This is a genomic window from Granulicatella sp. zg-84, from assembly GCF_010892375.1.
In the GTDB taxonomy this organism is placed as follows: Bacteria; Bacillota; Bacilli; order Lactobacillales; family Aerococcaceae; genus WM01.
In genome coordinates, this window is the sequence record NZ_WNJX01000018.1 from 1 (window position 1) to 16,945 (window position 16,945).

At 33.2% G+C, this 16,945-nt stretch carries 18 protein-coding genes; 3 read left to right on the forward strand and 15 right to left on the reverse strand.

Features of this window, described 5'->3' with window-relative positions; all coding sequences use genetic code 11:
- The coding region (locus GMA06_RS05330; RefSeq protein ID WP_163561941.1) for a transposase at positions 1 to 614 on the forward strand (614 nt) is incomplete at its 5' end.
- Between the two features lie 266 nt (positions 615 to 880).
- Here GMA06_RS05330 and pduA read toward each other — a convergent pair.
- The 7 genes from pduA to GMA06_RS05365 form a co-directional block, all read right to left on the reverse strand.
- Positions 881 to 1,165, reverse strand: coding sequence for a BMC domain-containing protein (gene pduA, locus GMA06_RS05335; RefSeq protein ID WP_205422906.1), 285 nt, complete (start codon positions 1,163 to 1,165; stop codon positions 881 to 883).
- 263 nt (positions 1,166 to 1,428) lie between these two features.
- Positions 1,429 to 2,103 carry a signal peptidase I gene (gene lepB, locus GMA06_RS05340; protein WP_163561942.1) on the reverse strand — a complete coding sequence of 225 codons (675 nt, stop codon included), beginning with the start codon at positions 2,101 to 2,103 and terminating at the stop codon, positions 1,429 to 1,431.
- 8 nt (positions 2,104 to 2,111) lie between these two features.
- The gene (locus tag GMA06_RS05345) at positions 2,112 to 3,599 is read right to left on the reverse strand and encodes a S41 family peptidase (protein ID WP_163561943.1); all 1,488 of its coding nucleotides are present in this window, start codon (positions 3,597 to 3,599) and stop codon (positions 2,112 to 2,114) included.
- 8 nt (positions 3,600 to 3,607) lie between these two features.
- On the reverse strand, positions 3,608 to 4,315 hold the full coding sequence (deoD, locus tag GMA06_RS05350) for a purine-nucleoside phosphorylase (RefSeq protein WP_163546284.1): 708 nt from the start codon (positions 4,313 to 4,315) through the stop codon (positions 3,608 to 3,610).
- A 17-nt stretch (positions 4,316 to 4,332) separates the two neighbouring features.
- Positions 4,333 to 4,560 (reverse strand): YozE family protein, encoded by a 228-nt coding sequence (locus GMA06_RS05355; RefSeq protein ID WP_163546283.1) that lies wholly within the window; start codon positions 4,558 to 4,560, stop codon positions 4,333 to 4,335.
- Between the two features lies 1 nt (position 4,561).
- Positions 4,562 to 5,191, reverse strand: coding sequence for a YpmS family protein (locus GMA06_RS05360; protein ID WP_163561944.1), 630 nt, complete (start codon positions 5,189 to 5,191; stop codon positions 4,562 to 4,564).
- Positions 5,184 to 6,026 carry a DegV family protein gene (locus GMA06_RS05365; protein WP_163546281.1) on the reverse strand — a complete coding sequence of 281 codons (843 nt, stop codon included), beginning with the start codon at positions 6,024 to 6,026 and terminating at the stop codon, positions 5,184 to 5,186. Before GMA06_RS05365 ends, GMA06_RS05360 begins: the two co-directional genes overlap by 8 nt.
- 135 nt (positions 6,027 to 6,161) lie before the next feature.
- Here GMA06_RS05365 and GMA06_RS05370 point away from each other — a divergent pair, with 135 nt between their 5' ends.
- Entirely contained in the window at positions 6,162 to 6,794 is a 633-nt protein-coding gene (locus GMA06_RS05370; protein ID WP_163561945.1) for a hemolysin III family protein, read from the forward strand.
- A 51-nt stretch (positions 6,795 to 6,845) separates the two neighbouring features.
- Here the strand turns inward: GMA06_RS05370 and GMA06_RS05375 are convergent, their stop codons facing one another.
- The 5 genes from GMA06_RS05375 to pyrF all read right to left on the reverse strand — a co-directional run bounded on the left by GMA06_RS05375 (position 6,846) and on the right by pyrF (position 11,796).
- The gene (locus GMA06_RS05375; protein ID WP_163546279.1) at positions 6,846 to 7,991 is read right to left on the reverse strand and encodes a hypothetical protein; all 1,146 of its coding nucleotides are present in this window, start codon (positions 7,989 to 7,991) and stop codon (positions 6,846 to 6,848) included.
- 27 nt (positions 7,992 to 8,018) lie between these two features.
- Positions 8,019 to 8,837: an ammonia-dependent NAD(+) synthetase gene (nadE, locus tag GMA06_RS05380; protein WP_163546278.1), complete on the reverse strand. Its 819-nt coding sequence runs from the start codon at positions 8,835 to 8,837 to the stop codon at positions 8,019 to 8,021.
- The gene (locus GMA06_RS05385) at positions 8,837 to 10,315 is read right to left on the reverse strand and encodes a nicotinate phosphoribosyltransferase (protein WP_163561958.1); all 1,479 of its coding nucleotides are present in this window, start codon (positions 10,313 to 10,315) and stop codon (positions 8,837 to 8,839) included. The genes nadE and GMA06_RS05385 overlap by 1 nt, the downstream gene beginning before the upstream one ends.
- Before the next feature lie 169 nt (positions 10,316 to 10,484).
- Positions 10,485 to 11,111 carry an orotate phosphoribosyltransferase gene (pyrE, locus tag GMA06_RS05390; protein WP_163561946.1) on the reverse strand — a complete coding sequence of 209 codons (627 nt, stop codon included), beginning with the start codon at positions 11,109 to 11,111 and terminating at the stop codon, positions 10,485 to 10,487.
- The gene (gene pyrF / locus GMA06_RS05395; protein WP_163561947.1) at positions 11,104 to 11,796 is read right to left on the reverse strand and encodes an orotidine-5'-phosphate decarboxylase; all 693 of its coding nucleotides are present in this window, start codon (positions 11,794 to 11,796) and stop codon (positions 11,104 to 11,106) included. The genes pyrE and pyrF overlap by 8 nt, the downstream gene beginning before the upstream one ends.
- 284 nt (positions 11,797 to 12,080) lie before the next feature.
- Between pyrF and rpmB the strand changes: the two genes are divergently transcribed.
- Positions 12,081 to 12,269: a 50S ribosomal protein L28 gene (gene rpmB / locus GMA06_RS05400; protein ID WP_163546275.1), complete on the forward strand. Its 189-nt coding sequence runs from the start codon at positions 12,081 to 12,083 to the stop codon at positions 12,267 to 12,269.
- 138 nt (positions 12,270 to 12,407) lie between these two features.
- On the opposite strand, the gene GMA06_RS05405 is transcribed toward rpmB, so the two are convergent.
- Genes GMA06_RS05405 through GMA06_RS05415 form a run of 3 tightly spaced genes read right to left on the reverse strand, consistent with a single transcriptional unit; the run spans position 12,408 to position 16,898 of the window.
- A complete protein-coding gene (locus GMA06_RS05405) occupies positions 12,408 to 14,453 on the reverse strand; it encodes a PBP1A family penicillin-binding protein (protein ID WP_163561948.1) in 2,046 nt (681 codons plus the stop codon).
- A gap of 21 nt (positions 14,454 to 14,474) precedes the next feature.
- Positions 14,475 to 15,671 (reverse strand): CCA tRNA nucleotidyltransferase, encoded by a 1,197-nt coding sequence (locus GMA06_RS05410; RefSeq protein ID WP_163561949.1) that lies wholly within the window; start codon positions 15,669 to 15,671, stop codon positions 14,475 to 14,477.
- 9 nt (positions 15,672 to 15,680) lie between these two features.
- Entirely contained in the window at positions 15,681 to 16,898 is a 1,218-nt protein-coding gene (locus tag GMA06_RS05415; RefSeq protein WP_163561950.1) for a tetratricopeptide repeat protein, read from the reverse strand.
- Between the last annotated feature and the right edge of the window lie 47 nt (positions 16,899 to 16,945).

The following is a 16,945-nucleotide window of genomic DNA, read 5'->3' on the forward strand; positions in this document are numbered from 1 at the left end:
CCAAGCAAGTATTTCCTAACGCACATATCATTATCGACCCTTTTCATATTGTACAAGCATTAAATCGTGAGTTAACAAAACACAGAGTGCATGTAATGAAAGCTTTACATCAGAACAATCGCCGTTTATACAACAAAATGAAACGTTATTGGAAGTTGTTTTTAAGTAACACAGATACACTAAGTAGTTATCCTTATCACCGTTTTCCACTGTTTGATTGGATGACACATACACAAGGGATAGTCGATTATTTATTGGAACAAGTCCCCGAACTACGAGCCACATACGATGTCGTTCATCAATTAAGAGATGCTTTACATAATAGAGATTTTGACCGATTTGAAGAAATACTCATATGGGCTAAACAGGAAGCTATTTCTCCTGGTTTACGTAGAGTATTAAGAACTTTCAAAGGGTATTTACCCTATATTAAAAACACCTTTATCTACCATCATTTGACTAACGGTGCACTTGAAGGAATCAATCATAAAATTAAAGTACTTAAGAGAAATGCCTATGGTTATCGTAACTTTTCACATTTTAGAAATCGTATTTTATTAATCTGTAAGTTATATGTACCATACACCGTACCATCTACTTCACTAGTTGCTTAATAGTTTAAGTCAAAAGTGACGTACGAATAGCTCCTTCCCCGCACAACGTAGGGGAAGAGAAATGTATCGTGTACATGTCGGTGAGCCGTACATCACTTTGTGACTTAAACTAAAAAGATAGTGACGTAACATTCGTGACATCACTACCTTTTTTGAGTCATCAACCCTATTTGACATAGAGCCTTTTTACATTAACACCATTCAATAAATGAAAAATCCCTCAATACCTTAACGGTATTGAGGGAAAAACCAAAGGTTAATTTAGATTAGTTTTCAGTTGATTTTTTTGGTAAAATCACTTCAACTTCTGAATGTGGACGTGGGATTACGTGAACAGATACTAATTCCCCAACGTTTTCAGCAGCTGCAGCACCTGCATCAGTTGCAGCTTTAACAGCACCTACATCACCACGAACCATAACTGTTACTAATCCAGCACCAATTTGTTCTTTGCCGACTAGTGTCACATTAGCAGCTTTAACCATAGCATCTGCTGCTTCAATTGCTCCGACTAAACCTTTTGTTTCTACCATACCTAATGCATCTTTCATTTTGATACCCTCCAATTTCTTTCTACTTATTTATTATATATAATTTTTCTTAATAAATCTAGTAGTTCCTCTTTAGAAATATTTTCCACAACACAAATATTTTGTATATTTTATTATAAATAATATGAATATATAAAAATTATTCAAAGAAAACCTTTTCAGATACACTAAAAGCTCTTGCCTTCAACATACTGCATAAGTTGATGGCAAGGGCTTTTGAACGTTTATTTAACTAAAGATTGACCTTTAATCAGTTTTTATAATTATTTTAACGGACCAATTTTATCTAGTGGCATAAATCTGAAAATCGCCGTGCCTTCTAATAAATTAGCATTGGCTAAACCAAACTCATCTCCGTCTTTAGAATTTAAACGATTATCTCCTAAAACAAAATAATGATTTTCTGGAATGACGTATTTTCCTTGTTCATTTTGTACGAGAGTCGTATTTTCTTCCGGTAAGGTCGAGTTTGTTAATTTAACACTATCTAATATTTGTTTCAAGGTTCTGTCTGGCTCTAGTGTTTGACCTTCTCCTAAAGATTGTCTTAAATTCGCTAGATATGGTTCATCATAAGGTTTTCCATTAATATATAAAGTATCGTTTTTATATTCTACTTCATCTCCGGGTAATCCAATGACACGTTTAATATAAACTTTACGTTGCCCATTTTCCATAGCACCGTCAGGAGCTTTTAATGTGACAATATCAAAACGTTTTGGTTTTCCTAATTTATATACAACAACTGTTTGACCGGTTTCTAAAGTCGGTGACATGGAATGCCCTACAATACTCATAGACGTAATCACATACGCTTTCAATACCATTGCCAGCGCCAATGCCCCTAGAATATACAACACAAATAGGATATTTTCTTTTAGTCTATTTGCTGATTTTTTCTTTTTCTTTTTATTTCTTAAAACAACTTCTTCAGACATAATTCCTCCTATTTTTCATTTAATAATTCTACAGCTTTTTGTAGTTGCGTATCGTTTTGTATAATTTTCTCGCGTAATGTTTTTAGCAACGCTCTTGTTGTATCACCAGAAACAACACCTGTTTCTTCTAGTTGAGCAGATTTTTGGAACTGTTTCACTGCTTGCACAGTTTCATCATCGTATGTACCCGTCAAATGAGCACCATAATCTAATGCACGTAATAATTTTTGTATATTTAGCACACTATCAGAAGATTCGCCCGACTGATGTACATCATCTGGATTGATAAACGACAATTTACTATATTCTGGTAAAGCAACTTCATAATCTGGTTTAATACCTGTTTTATGTACCCAAGTACCATTAGGTGTTAACCATTTTGAATACGTGATTTTAATACCTGTTTCTGCTGATAATTGTTGAACTGTTTGAGCAGTTCCTTTCCCAAAACTTGTTTCACCAACTAATTTTGCACGTCCTAAATCAGATAACGCTCCCGCAAAAATTTCTGATGCGCTAGCACTACCTTTATCAATCAAGATTGTAATAGGTTCTGTTACTTTGAAACTACCTAAAGATTCACTAGAGAATACTTTTTGAATACCTTCTGCTTTATTTTCCATTTCAAAGATAACTTTATTTGGTTCTACAAACATATTCACAATTTTTTGAACAGAGTCTAATAAACCTCCAGGATTTGAACGAACATCTATAACAAACGATGTTACACCCTTTGTTCTTAAATCTTTTACTGCTTCAACAAGTTCATCATACGTCGTTTTGGCAAAAGATGAAATGCGGACAATACCGACGTTTTGATTTGTTTTGTCTAATTCATGTTTGACTGTCGTCAATGAAATTTTATCGCGAACCACAGATACTGTATACTCACTATTACCACGTTTCATTTTTAGCGTCACAGATGTCCCTTTTTTACCACGAATTAAAGTCACAACTTCTGAAATAGATTTCCCTACAATGTTTTCTCCATTGACTTCGACAAATAAATCATTTGTTTGTAGACCTGCTTTTGCTGCTGGAGATTCTCCATAAGGACTGACCACACGAATATACTCACCTACTTGTTCTACTTCCACACCAATACCTTCTAATGTGCTGTCTGTTGCTTGCATCAATGCTGAAAATTCTTTTTCATTCAAATACGTTGTGTACGTATCTTCTGCACCTGAAACAAAACCACTTAATGCCCCATCAATCAATTTTTGGTCATCTAAATCACCCATATAGGCGTTTTTCAATAATGTATAACTTTTAGATAGTCCTTCAATCAATTTTGGCGGTAAATTTGATGTACTCGATAACATGTGTGTTTGTAATTGTGCACTAGCAATCATTGCTGCACACGTAACGCCAACAGAACCTAAAACTGTTACCAATAAAATCATAATGAATTTTGAAACAGATAAATGAATGATACCTTTTTTCTTTTCATGACCTGTTTGTATTTCTTTTTCTTCTAAAAATTCTTCTTCCATGGTTCACACTACTTTACTACTGTTTCTAATGCAATTTCCATCATTGCTGTAAATGTTTGCTCACGTTCTTGTGCTGTTGTTTCTTCTCCTGTAATTAAATGGTCACTAATTGTTACCATTGCTAATGTTTGTACATGATGTTGAGCACCTAAAGCATATAAACCTGCTGCTTCCATTTCAACAGCTAATACACCATAATCAGCTAATTTTTTTGTATTTAATTCTGCATTGTAAAAACGGTCTGAAGACAAAATATTTCCGACGTGAATATTATGATGTCCTAAACGTTCTGCTGTATGGTATGCTTTGTCTAATAAAGCAAAGTTTGATAACGCCGCAAAAGATACTTGATTTTCAAAAATATGATTTAAAATACCTGAATCTGTCGTTGCACCTTGTGCAAATACAATATCACGTACTTTTACATCAAGATTCATACCACCTGCTGAACCAATACGAATCAATGTTTTTACACCATACTGTGTAATCAACTCATTCGCATAAATCATCATAGACGGAATACCCATTCCGGTTCCTTGAACAGATACACGTGTTCCTTTATAAGTACCTGTATAGCCAAACATATTACGAATTGTATTGTATTGTACCACATCTTCTAAAAATGTTTCGGCAATAAATTTTGCACGTAACGGATCTCCTGGTAATAATACGATGTCTGCGATATCTCCTGGTTTTGCTGCAATATGTATACTCATTCTTTTTTCCTTCTTTCTTAAATCATTTGATTTCGTTGCATATAAGTTTCCCATAATTCATCAAATATAGTTAAATAGTTACTATATAAATCTGTTAATTCAACATAATTCACAATAGTGTCATAATCTTCAGCATGCTTTGGAAATCCAATATCGTTTGATACGACATTGGCAAAGGCTGTTTGTTTATCTTTTTTATATGGATCTGCGTACGTTAACATAAACTGATAAAACGAACGATACATGCTACTCTCCTTTATGCTGTTGTAATAAATGCCAAATGGTTTCATTCGGTACACTCACATCAAAGATATACTCATCTTTTTCAATATCAAAAGCTTTCACTTTCACAACGACACCATTTTTCCATTCTTTCGATGCCAATTCAATATATAACACATGATTTTTCGCATCTACTGAAAGAATATCTTTTGCCTGTTGTCCAATAATACCTAAAACAACATTTAAAGGCATATTTAATTGTCCTACTCTAATAGTATCAACTTTTACTTGTAGATTACCATTTTCTGTTGGATAAGGCATACCCACTAATTCAAAAGTAGTCTGAATACCTAAAATAGAAACTTTTCCAGTGATGTGCATTTTATCATCAAGTGTCAATACATATTCATTTTGTTGATTTCCTGATACAAATGATGAAAAAATCGTTTCTACTTCTGCTTTATTTAACGATAATGTTGTTTGAATTTTACTATTAGAAGCAGCGACTTCTGTTTTTTCTCTAACAACCATATCTGCTGGTTTAGAGATAGTATAAAACAAAAATGCAACAACTAGTAGATTGACACATGCCAGAGATAAAAAGGCATATTTCCATCCACGTTTTTGTAACTGTTTATCTATCTTTTTAGTCATGATAATACATCATGGCAAAAGCACCTTCTCCAGTATGAATACATACAGTTGGAACAGTAAATCCTATATGTAATACTTGTTCTTGGAACATAGATTTTAATTTGTCGATTTGCTCATGAAGAAATTCTGTCAAACAAACGTATGATAAAGAGCATTCCTTAACCGTTAATGTTTCCAATTTTGGATATACTTGTTCATCTAAAAATTTTTGAATAGATTTTGAACCTCGGCCTTTTTGCATTGGTGTTAATACACCGTCTTTAAATTCAAAAATCACTTTAACATTTAATAAATTAGACAACAAACCTTTGGCACGACTAACACGTCCTCCTCTGACTAAATTATCTAACGAAAACACACTAATATATAATGTTGTTTTTTCTTTAACATCTTTAATTTTTTCTAAAATCTCTTCTTTAGAAGCACCTGCTTGTGCCAATTTTGCAGCCTCAATAACTTGATAAGCTTGGCCTCTATCTGCAAATTCACTATCAATCACTGTAACATGATTTTTAGACAAGTCTCCTGCTTGTTGAGCCGCACTTGCTGTACCGCTCAACGATGACGCTACATGAATAGAGATAATTTCTGTACCGTCTTCAAAACTATCGTATACATCTAAAAATGTACCAATAGATGGTTGGCTTGTTTTAGGTAATTCTTTTGCTTCCTTTAACACTTGATAAAATGTTTCTTTAGCAATTTTTTCATCACTGTCTATATACGACACACCGTCTACTAACACATTTAGATTTACAATGTGTACATCATACACCTTTATTTCTTCATCTGTTAAATTAGCAATTGAATCTGTTACAATTTTAATTTTTGACATGAAGTCACCTCATCGATTGTATTTTGTTTCTTTATTATTGAAATTGCTTTATAATAAATGATATGTTTCATTATAACAAATTTCATTTAAAAGTTCTATGTAAAATACTTTTATCTTCATATAGGAGGAACGTTTATGCACAAAATTGAAACAAAAACACTTATTGCTGAAATTTTCAATGCTACTACTCATGGAATTGGCACACTTTTAGGTATCATAGGACTTATTTTTTTAATTGTAAAAGGGATACATATCAGTACATTAAACATTATTTCCTATACTATTTACGGTGTAACACTTATTTTACTCTTTTTATTTTCAACTTTATACCATAGCCTTTCATTTACAAAAGCAAAAAAAATCATGCGTGTTTTTGATCACTCTGCCATTTATTTACTGATTGCAGGCTCTTATACACCTTATTGTTTATTAGCTGTCAAAGGTACACAAGGATGGTTGATGTGTTTCGTCATTTGGATAATTGCTCTTATCGGTATTATTGTAAAATGCTTTAACATCGGTAAAAATGTTCTATTATCTTCTATCTTATACTTAGGTATGGGGTGGCTCTCACTTTTACTCATTGTTCCCTTATATCAAGCAATTGGATTTAATGGTATTTTACTTCTTGTATTAGGTGGCATCAGTTACTCAATCGGTACTATTTTTTACAATATGAAAAAAATCGAATTTATGCATGTTATTTGGCATCTATTTGTGATGTTAGGTGCAGGATTTATGTACTTTTCAATTTTTCTATACGTTTAATCAAAATCCCCTACGCAAACCAGCTAAGCGGTTTGCGTAGGGGATTTAACGTTATTTTTTTGTGTATTCTACAAAATCAGAAGATCTTAAACTTACTTTAGCAGACTCTAAATCTTCAAATGTATCATATAGACTGTATTTATTGTTGCTTAAATCGGCTAAGATAAGCTGATTATCAGAAACGGATACTTTAACTGTATATCCATATACTTTATAATATGTTTTTGTATCAGAACCTTTTGTTTCTGTAATTTTATAAATATTGACCACATTCATTGTATCTGTTGAATTATAGTTTGAAGTTGAGTATTTAAAGAATGTTGTTGCTCTTTCAAGTACAAATTCTTTTTTCTTTTCATAACTACTTTCAGGTACATTTTTATTTTCAGCTTTTGCGTAATCATCAATCTTATCAATAAGTGTATTTAAATTCGTAATATCGGTAACTTCTTTTAAACCTTCAACCGTTACAGTCGTTTCATCTGTACCATTTGTTACAACTTTACCTTCTTTTTTCATTCCAGTAATATAGTAATCATTTATTTTAAATGTTAATTTATCACCATTTGAGAAAGATTTATTTTTACTAGATACAAGCGTTACTTTATCTTGATTGTACTCTAAAGAACCGAAACCATTATAACCAGTTACATTTATTTTACTATCTTTGACAACATCTTCTGCACTTACTTTTTGAACATCTTTCAATCCAGACACAACAAATTCTTTTTTCTCAGGTCGAATTGGTGCATTTTTATCTGTTGCACTAATTGTAAACATGACTTTATCGCCATTTTTCAATTCTTTTGTTTTGTCAAATTTATAAGAGATACTTGATAAAACACTTTGTATCTCTAAATATTTTTTCCCATTTGAAAAAATATTAGATAATACTTTTGTAATATCCCCTTGTAATGTGTTATCAATATCTGCTTGTGAAGCACCATATTTTTTCAAAACAGCAGCTTCCACTTTTTGACGAATTTCTTTTTCATTATAGCTTAACGTTCCACTTCCATCATAACCAGAAAACTCCGGTTTGACATCATTTATCACACTAATTGGTCCAGATAATACAGTTGTCATGATAATCAAACATACAATGACAATCCCTGAAATAATGCCTACTTTTTTCTTATTTGACATCACATACGTTTTTATTTTTTCTACTATATTATTTGTATTATTATTTTCCATAATTTTTCCCACCCAATAAAATATATTTTAATTATCAAAAACCGTTAATGGCATTTGACGTTTGTGTTGACTACGTATATACCAGTATTCAATTTTTTCAGCAGCTTCTTCAGAAATGGTTTTTCCTTCTAAATAATCATCAATATCTTCGTATGTAACACCTAAAGCAACTTCATCTGGAAGTAATGGTTTATCTTCTTCTAAATCTGCTGTGGGTATTTTTAAATATAAAGCTTCATCTGCTTGTAAATATTGCAATAGTTGTCTTCCTTGGCGTTTATTTAATCGCCACAACGGCATAATATCTGCTCCACCATCTCCAAATTTTGTATAAAAACCTGTAACTGCTTCTGCTGCATGATCTGTACCAACTACAACGCCATGCGTAGCACCAGCAATTCCATATTGCACAATCATACGTTGTCTTGCTTTAATATTACCTTTATTAAAATCACTAATCACGACACCCGATATTTCTAAACTTGCTTGTGTAGCATCGACAGCATCTTTAATATTAACTGTCATCACTTTATCTGGACAAATAAATGCTAATGCTTTTTGTGCATCATCTTCATCGGCTTGTATGCCATAAGGTAATCTCACAGCAATAAACTGGTATGTATTATCTCCAGTTTCTCGTCTTAATTCCTCGACAGCCAACTGTGATAATCTTCCTGCTAGTGTGGAATCTTGCCCACCACTAATCCCTAATACTAATGTTTTTAATGAAGGATTTTTCAATAAATAACGCTTTAAAAAATCAACACTACGCCTTATCTCATCGTGAGCCTCTATTATCGGATTGACTTTTAATGTTTCAATAATATTTTGTTGTAATGGACGCATTAGTTCACCTCCTTTACTTGTTTTTTGACACGTTTTTTTATCTCTTCGATACTGGTCATCTTTTGTTCATACAATATTGTAGATAAATCGACTGGATATTTTTCTGGATTTAAAATACGACGGTATTCGTCCCATAAATGATTAAGCGATTGTTCTGCATATTGTTTAACACTTTCTAAAGTAGGTAAATCAATCACTAATTGACCATCAACGAATACATCATGAAGCAATGGACGTGCTGTAAAATCTTTAACCGTTTTATTGATATAAGTATGTACAGGATGAAACATGTACAATTCTTCTAATAAGTCTGGTCTTTCATGCCATAATGCAATATAATCTCCTTCAGATTTTCCATCGCTATTACGTGTAATTCTCCAGACTTGTTTTCTACCTGGCGTTGACACTTTTTCAGCATTACTTGAAATTTTCATTGTATCTACCATATTGCCATTCTCATCTTCGATACTAACCAATTTATACACAACACCTAAAGCTGGCTGATCATACGCTGTAATTAAACGTGTTCCAACACCCCATGAATTGATTTTTGCACCTTGCATTTTTAAGTTTAAAATCGTTCTTTCATCTAAATCATTCGATGCAATAATTTTAGCATTTGGAAATCCTGCTTCATCTAATTGTTCACGGATTTTTTTAGAGGTATACGCCATATCTCCACTGTCAATTCGAACACCTAAAAAGTTGATACGATCTCCCATTTCTTTTGCTACTTTGATAGCATTTGGTACGCCTGAACGTAATGTATCGTATGTATCTACTAAAAAAACAACATCTTTATGTGTCTGAGCATAAGCTTTAAATGCATCATAATCATTTCGATATGCTTGTACAAGTGCATGAGCATGCGTTCCCGTAATTGGAATACCAAAAATTTTACCTGCTCTAATGTTACTTGTCGAATCAAATCCACCTATATAAGCTGCTCTTGTTCCCCAAATTGCTGCATCCATTTCTTGTGCACGACGTGTTCCAAATTCTGAAATAGTATCATCTTTTCCACAAACTGTACGTATTCGAGATGCTTTTGTGGCAATGAGTGTTTGAAAATTCAAAATATTTAATAAGGCTGTTTCAATTAGCTGACACGTTGCTAAACTTCCTTCAACTTGTACCAATGGTTCATTGGCAAACATAATTTCACCCTCATGAGGTGCACGAATTGTTGCATTAAATTTAAACGCTTTTAAATAGTCTAAAAATTCTTCAGAATACTGTCCTTGCTCTCTTAAATATGCAATATCAGTATCTGAAAAATGTAACCCTTGAATATATTGAACCAATCGTTCTAACCCAGCAAATACTGCATATTCACTTGAAAAAGGTGCTTTTCTAAAATACGCTTCAAAAACTGCACGTTTATCTGCAATTCCTTCTAACCAATATGTTTGCATCATGTTAATTTGATACAAATCTGTGTGTAACGCTAAACTATCATCTTGATATATCATGAATATAACCTCTTTGCTTTCTTATTGTGCTACATAAATTGTAGAACATCTTTCATTATTATCCATTATACAAAAATAAGCTTTATAAATCAAAGGGAGGAATGTTCTAAAAACACAAAAAATAAACAGAAAAAGCAAAAGCAACATATCATCATATTGCTTTTGCTTACTAACTTTACGCTTGTATCCATTCATTATTTTGAGGATTATTTTGGAATTTCTTTAACTGTTTTTCTTGTTGAGAGGTAATCATCCCTTGTTCTAAAGCAAGTTGCATCAATGTGTTAAAATCACTTAATACACGGTATGACACACCTGATGCACTAAATTGCTCTTGTGATAAGTGCATATTATAGCTAAAAATAGCAATAACAGCAATGACTTCTATACCTGCTTCCTTTAATGCATCTACAACTTTTAGCACACTTTTCCCCGTTGAAATTAAATCTTCAACGACAATCACTTTACTGTGTTCTTTCGAAAATCCTTCAATTTGATTTTGTCTACCATGGTCTTTTTTACTACTTCTTACATAACCTAATGGTTTATTTGTTGCATCTGCTAATATACTTGCCATTGGAATACCAGCTGTCGCTGTACCAATAATTGCATCATAGTCGTATTCTTTTAAAATGTTTAAAAATGCTTGTTTAATAGTTTCTCTTTCTTTTGGAAAAGCCAATACTTTTCGATTATCACAATAAATGGGAGATTGAATACCACTTGCCCACGTAAATGGTTTTTCTACCGATAGAAAAACTGCTTGTGTATCCAATAGTATTTGTGCTATATCTTTACTCATGGTCACAATCTCCTTTAATTTGTTTATATGTTTGATAAGGATTTTCACTTGTTGTAATAGCACGACCGACAACAATGTAATCAGAGCCTTTTTCTTTGGCATATTGTGGCGTTGCGATACGTTTTTGGTCATTTTTTTGTGCTGTTAACAATGCGATACCCGGCGTGACACATAAAAAATCAGCACCACATACTTCATGAATTTTTTCCACTTCATGAACACTACATACTACCCCGTCCATACCTGCTTCTTTAGCATTTTTAGCATAGTGTAAGGCTGTTTTTTCTAGTCCTTGATTTAATAATAATTCATCTGTGACAACCTTATCATCTAAAGACGTTAAGACTGTTACAGCAATACACAATATATTCGGATTGATTTCTTTGACTGCTTGAACAGCTTTTTTCATCATGTCAATACCACCACCGGCATGTACATTGATCATATCAACAGGCAAGGCTGCTAATTGTTTCATTGCGTGATACACGGTATTTGGAATATCATGTAATTTTAAATCTAAAAAAATTTTATGCCCTCTTTCTTTAATTGGTGTTAACAAACTTGCTCCAAAGCGGTACATTGCCTCCATACCAATTTTTACATAAATAGGTTCTTGAAACATATCTAACATTGAGGCTAATTCCTCTTGTGTTGATACATCAAATGCAACAATTACTTCTGTCATTTTTTTCGGCTCCTTTTTATTATTGAAAAACCAAAATGCCTTGATACTGTTTATCAAGGCAAATGCAACAATCCATTCATTCTTTTTTGCCTTGATCGTCTCTCGGACGATATTAAAGGTTTTTCTTTTGCAAATTCTAGCATAATTAAACTATAATTACAAATAAAAAGAGCAAAAATTATTGTTTTCTATTTGCATTTTTTTTCGATATATGCTAAATTATTGGAGTATGTGAATGTAAGTTTGATACTCTTCACAGTTAAACAGACAAAGGAGGTAAGACAATGGCTAAACAATGTTTCGTTACTGGACGTAAAAGTCAAACAGGTAACTCACGTTCTCATGCGATGAACGCTTCACGTCGTACTTGGAAAGCTAACTTACAAAAAGTTCGCATTTTAGTAGATGGTAAACCTAAAAAAGTTTGGGTTTCAGCTCGTGCATTAAAATCTGGAAAAGTTGAACGTGTTTAATCACACAGCAAAACGCATTGTCCTACAATGCGTTTTTTCTTTTTAGTAGCAAAAAAAGCTCTCCACCAAGACGATTTATTATAGAGCCAAAAATAAACGTCATACCTTGACACCTTCAGATGTCGAGGTATGACGTTTTTATTTTTTCCCATTGAAAAAATCAATAACACCATTCCATAAATTTTCAGCACCTTTTTTCAATGTTTCTCCCAAATCTTTCACACCACTTAACCAATCTTGTTTTTTCTGTTCTTGTTCTGCTTGCTTTTCAGATTGGATAGATGTTGTTTCAAAAGATGTTTTTGGTGAAACAGCAATGATATTATTCACAGCAACATTAAAAAATGGGTGAATGCTATTTTGATAGTCAATACTTAAATGATGTGTATCATCTGTCTTATCAAATCCCATCCACGAAGTAAACACAAAATCAGGTGTATAAGCAACAGCCCACTGGTCTTGTACGCCTTTATCAGCAAACTCGGTTGTACCTGTTTTACCTGCTATTTGTAACCCAGCTGGTAATCGTACTTGACCTGTCCCCTCACTTGTATAAACACCTAACATCATACGTGTCATATCTGTAGCAATTTTCTCACTCATCACACGCTGACTATCGGTATGCGTTTTATTCACAATTACCGCTCCGGTCGCATCAACAATGCGTCGAATAAAATAAGCATCTTGTCGAACACCTTTATTAGCAAAAGCTGTATATGCACTTGTTAAAGCAAGAGGAGTTACTCCTTTTGTCATTCCACCTAAAGCAACACCCAGATAATGATCTGCCTTTTCTGTTTCGATACCAAATTGATGCAATTTATCAATCCCTTTTTTTAGACCAATTTTATCCAATAGCCAAACAGCACTAGTGTTTTTACTCAAGGCTAATGCTTGATACATCGGTAATGTACCTACTGTTTGATGATCCCAGTTTTTAGGCGTGTAATTATCTGTTCCATATGATAATTCTTCATCAATCATCATCGATTCTGGTGTATATCCATTTTCTAAAGCTGGTGTATACACTACTAAAGGCTTTAATGTTGAACCCGGTTGACGATACATCTGTGTCGCACGTGAAAATCCTTGATACACATAATTTCCCCGTCCCCCAATCAACGCCATAACACCGCCTGTTGTTGGGTCAGCTAAAATCGAAGCACTTTGAACAAGTGTGCCATCATCTGCATTTGGAAACAACTCTCCTCTTGCATACGCATTGTCTAATTGATTTTGATACGTCTGATCTAATGTCGTGTATATTTTATAACCTTTCGTTAAAATATCTTCCTCATCTAATCCATACTTTTCTTTTGCCTCACGAATAACCGCATCAAAAAAATAAGGATATTTATAAGATGTTGCCGTTTCATAGGCATCTTTTAATACAATCGGTTCTTGAGAAGCTGTATCTAAAATGTCCTTTGAAATCTTGTCATTATCAGCCATTAACTGCAATACTGTATTTCGTCTATTTTTTGCTTGATCTTCATGATCAATTGGATTGTAGTATCCCGGACCTTTTAACATCCCCGCAATAACTGCTGCTTCTGAAACACTAATATCTTTTGCCGACTTTCCAAAATATTTTTTCGAGGCATCTTCAACTCCCCAGACCCCATGTCCAAAATAAGCGTGGTTTAAATACATCGTTAAAATCTCATCTTTGGTATAGTGTCTTTCGATTTCCAAAGCCAAAAAAATTTCTTGAGCTTTTCTTAAAAACGTTTGTTGTTGCGTTAAATATGAATTTTTTGCTAATTGTTGTGTTAAAGTACTGCCACCACCAGTTAGCTTAAACCCATGTGTAACAAAACCTACCAAAGAACGCGCAATACCCATATAATCTATGCCTTGATGATCATAAAAACGTTTATCCTCAGTTGAAATAACGGCATTAACAATATTCTCAGAAATTTGTTCTAAAGGGACATATGTCCCTTTTTGACTAAACAATTCCCCCGCTTCTTGATCGTGTAAATCATATACTTTTGTCGTTTGTTCCAACCCAGCTTTTAACGCTTTTACATCTGTTGTACGTGCTAAAAACAAAAGATAGCTACTAAAAACAAAACTGATACAAAGCATGATAAATACTGCCCATTTTATCACATGATACTTTTTCAAAAAAGCATTGATAGATAGCACACGTTGTTTCAATACTTGACTATTTATTTTCATAAGCACCTCACACTCATGTCTTTACTCACGATTTTCTTTCACAAAACGTGTTAGTTCCTCTTTATCATTTTCCAACACACTATGCAATACATTCACACGTATTTTCTCAATCAATTCTCCTAAATATTTTCCACCCGTTTCTTTTTGTAACAATGCCATAATTTCTTTACCGTTTAACGCTAAATCTTTTACAGTTTTTATAGGTAAAGCATCATACAAGTCTGCCACCTCTGTTTTTTCTGACGTCAAACATAATAAATATGCCAATGTTTCTCCTTGAACAGACAATCTTTTCCCGATTTGGAACAAATCATCAACCGTCCAATCTCTTTCTTTTCTAAAAAACAAAATACGTAACAAAATGCTCACATCATCAATTAGTTGATTGGATAATTTCCAACTTTTTAATACTTGTTTAGCATCTATATCTTTGATACCCATATAGTATAATAAAATTGCCCAATACATAGCATCCGTCTCAAGTACGAATACATCATTTCCCAATCTTTGTAACGCATCTTTATGTTCAGCAAATTCTGGACAATATCTATATAACCCTGTTTTAAGAAATATATCAATCCCATTCTTTTTAAACGAAGACATCATCAATTTTTCCCATTCCACTTGAATACGTTCCACGGCTATTTTCTTTAATAGATGTGCATTTTTTTGAATACCCTCTTGCGTTTTATCATCAATCTCAAATCCTAGTTGCCCAGCAAAACGCACGGCTCTCATCATACGTAACGCATCTTCATGAAACCGTTCATGTGCACATCCCACGGCACGAATACACTGATGATGTAAATCAACTTGCCCGTTATGAAAATCATACAAATGACCTCGTCTATCCATTGCCAATGCATTGATTGTAAAATCACGTCGTTTTAAATCTTCCTCAAGAGAACGTACAAATTCTACCTTATCTGGTCGTCTAAAATCTTGGTACGTTGACTCCGTACGAAACGTCGTCACTTCATAAGTGTTGTCGTTAAATAACACCATTACTGTTCCGTGTTCAATACCAACATCTACTGTCTTTTTAAAAATATGTTTCACTTCTTGTGGAAAAGCACTCGTGGCAATATCCACATCAGAAATATCCTTTCCTAATAAAGCATCTCTCACACAACCGCCGACAAAATACGCTTCAAAACCCGCTTTTTCGATTTGCTCAAGAACAGGTAATGCTTGCTGAAATAAATGGTGTTTTAACATATAATCTCCTTAATATATTTCCCACAAAGGATCTAATTGCTTAATTTTAGCAATCATCTGTTTTGCCTTATCTCGCTGACCAATTTCACGTAAATATAATGCATACTCTTGTAAAAAAGTAATCTCTTCTTGATAGATTGGATAGGCGTACTCATAATATTTTTGTGCCTTATCATCATCTTCTAGCTTACCGTAAGCATAGGCTAGTAACCAATACAACTCACTATCTTCCTCATCTGTCAATAATGGTTCCACATACGCTACAAGCTCTTCATAATCTTCCAACTCTTTTAGACGATGTGCATATAATAATTGTACTTGAATATCATCCGGTACATATACAATCGCTTCTTTTAAAACGTCAATATCTTTTTCAATCTGATATAATTGTATGTATAACGCTGCTTGATAAGGATTTTCTTTCAACGCTTTTCTTAATAACGCTTTTGCTTTATCAAACTGTTTTAATTTTGTATACACATCTGCCATATAATAATGTGCTGATAAATAGTCTGGATCTCTCACTAATAAAGCATCAAACCATTTTAATGCCCGCTCATATTCTTCTAGCTGATAATACGATAATGCCAACTCAAATAACGATTCTGAATGATGATTTGTCATATCTATTTTTTCTAAATACGAAATTGCTTCTTCAAATTCTCCTAAAGCAATCAATGACTTACTTGCTTTATAATAAATATCCACCATATCATACTCATCTTCTTGTTGTAGTACCACTTCATAGTGTTGTAACGCTTTTTGGTGTTCTCCCATAAATTGATACAAGGTTGCCAATGCTAAATCAATAATTGGTTCATTTGGCATCATATCTTTTGCCAATTCTAATTTATACTGTGCAACCTCATACACACCTTGAATTTGATAAATCTCAGCAATCATTAACAAAGCATTAACATACAATGGTGACTGCTCAGGTATCATCAATAACTGCTCCAGTGCTTCATCTAAAGCATCTATCTCCACTTTTAATTCGGCTAACAATAATAACCAATCTTCGCTTTCCCAAAGTTGATAGGCATGCTCACAATTTTCGATTGCATGTTCCACAAACCCTAGTTGTGCAAAAGAAACAATAACATCATACGCATCACTTTCTTCATTATCACTCATAGCTTGTAATACTGATTTTTCAAATAATTGTACTGTTAGTTCCATTTGGTTATCTTGTATAGAGTTTAATGCTTTATATCCTAATTCATTCATGTCATCTACCTCATTTTATATAGATATCATGTTTATTCTATCATATT

Excerpts from the sequence above, each read along its gene's own strand:
- pduA (WP_205422906.1), bottom strand. The coding sequence starts at position 1,165 with ATGAAAGATGCATTAGGTATGGTAGAAACAAAAGGTTTAGTCGGAGCA.
- lepB (WP_163561942.1), bottom strand. The coding sequence starts at position 2,103 with ATGTCTGAAGAAGTTGTTTTAAGAAATAAAAAGAAAAAGAAAAAATCA.
- GMA06_RS05345 (WP_163561943.1), bottom strand. The coding sequence starts at position 3,599 with ATGGAAGAAGAATTTTTAGAAGAAAAAGAAATACAAACAGGTCATGAA.
- deoD (WP_163546284.1), bottom strand. The coding sequence starts at position 4,315 with ATGAGTATACATATTGCAGCAAAACCAGGAGATATCGCAGACATCGTA.
- GMA06_RS05355 (WP_163546283.1), bottom strand. The coding sequence starts at position 4,560 with ATGTATCGTTCGTTTTATCAGTTTATGTTAACGTACGCAGATCCATAT.
- GMA06_RS05360 (WP_163561944.1), bottom strand. The coding sequence starts at position 5,191 with ATGACTAAAAAGATAGATAAACAGTTACAAAAACGTGGATGGAAATAT.
- GMA06_RS05365 (WP_163546281.1), bottom strand. The coding sequence starts at position 6,026 with ATGTCAAAAATTAAAATTGTAACAGATTCAATTGCTAATTTAACAGAT.
- GMA06_RS05370 (WP_163561945.1), top strand. The coding sequence starts at position 6,162 with ATGCACAAAATTGAAACAAAAACACTTATTGCTGAAATTTTCAATGCT.
- GMA06_RS05375 (WP_163546279.1), bottom strand. The coding sequence starts at position 7,991 with ATGGAAAATAATAATACAAATAATATAGTAGAAAAAATAAAAACGTAT.
- nadE (WP_163546278.1), bottom strand. The coding sequence starts at position 8,837 with ATGCGTCCATTACAACAAAATATTATTGAAACATTAAAAGTCAATCCG.
- pyrE (WP_163561946.1), bottom strand. The coding sequence starts at position 11,111 with ATGAGTAAAGATATAGCACAAATACTATTGGATACACAAGCAGTTTTT.
- pyrF (WP_163561947.1), bottom strand. The coding sequence starts at position 11,796 with ATGACAGAAGTAATTGTTGCATTTGATGTATCAACACAAGAGGAATTA.
- rpmB (WP_163546275.1), top strand. The coding sequence starts at position 12,081 with ATGGCTAAACAATGTTTCGTTACTGGACGTAAAAGTCAAACAGGTAAC.
- GMA06_RS05405 (WP_163561948.1), bottom strand. The coding sequence starts at position 14,453 with ATGAAAATAAATAGTCAAGTATTGAAACAACGTGTGCTATCTATCAAT.
- GMA06_RS05410 (WP_163561949.1), bottom strand. The coding sequence starts at position 15,671 with ATGTTAAAACACCATTTATTTCAGCAAGCATTACCTGTTCTTGAGCAA.
- GMA06_RS05415 (WP_163561950.1), bottom strand. The coding sequence starts at position 16,898 with ATGAATGAATTAGGATATAAAGCATTAAACTCTATACAAGATAACCAA.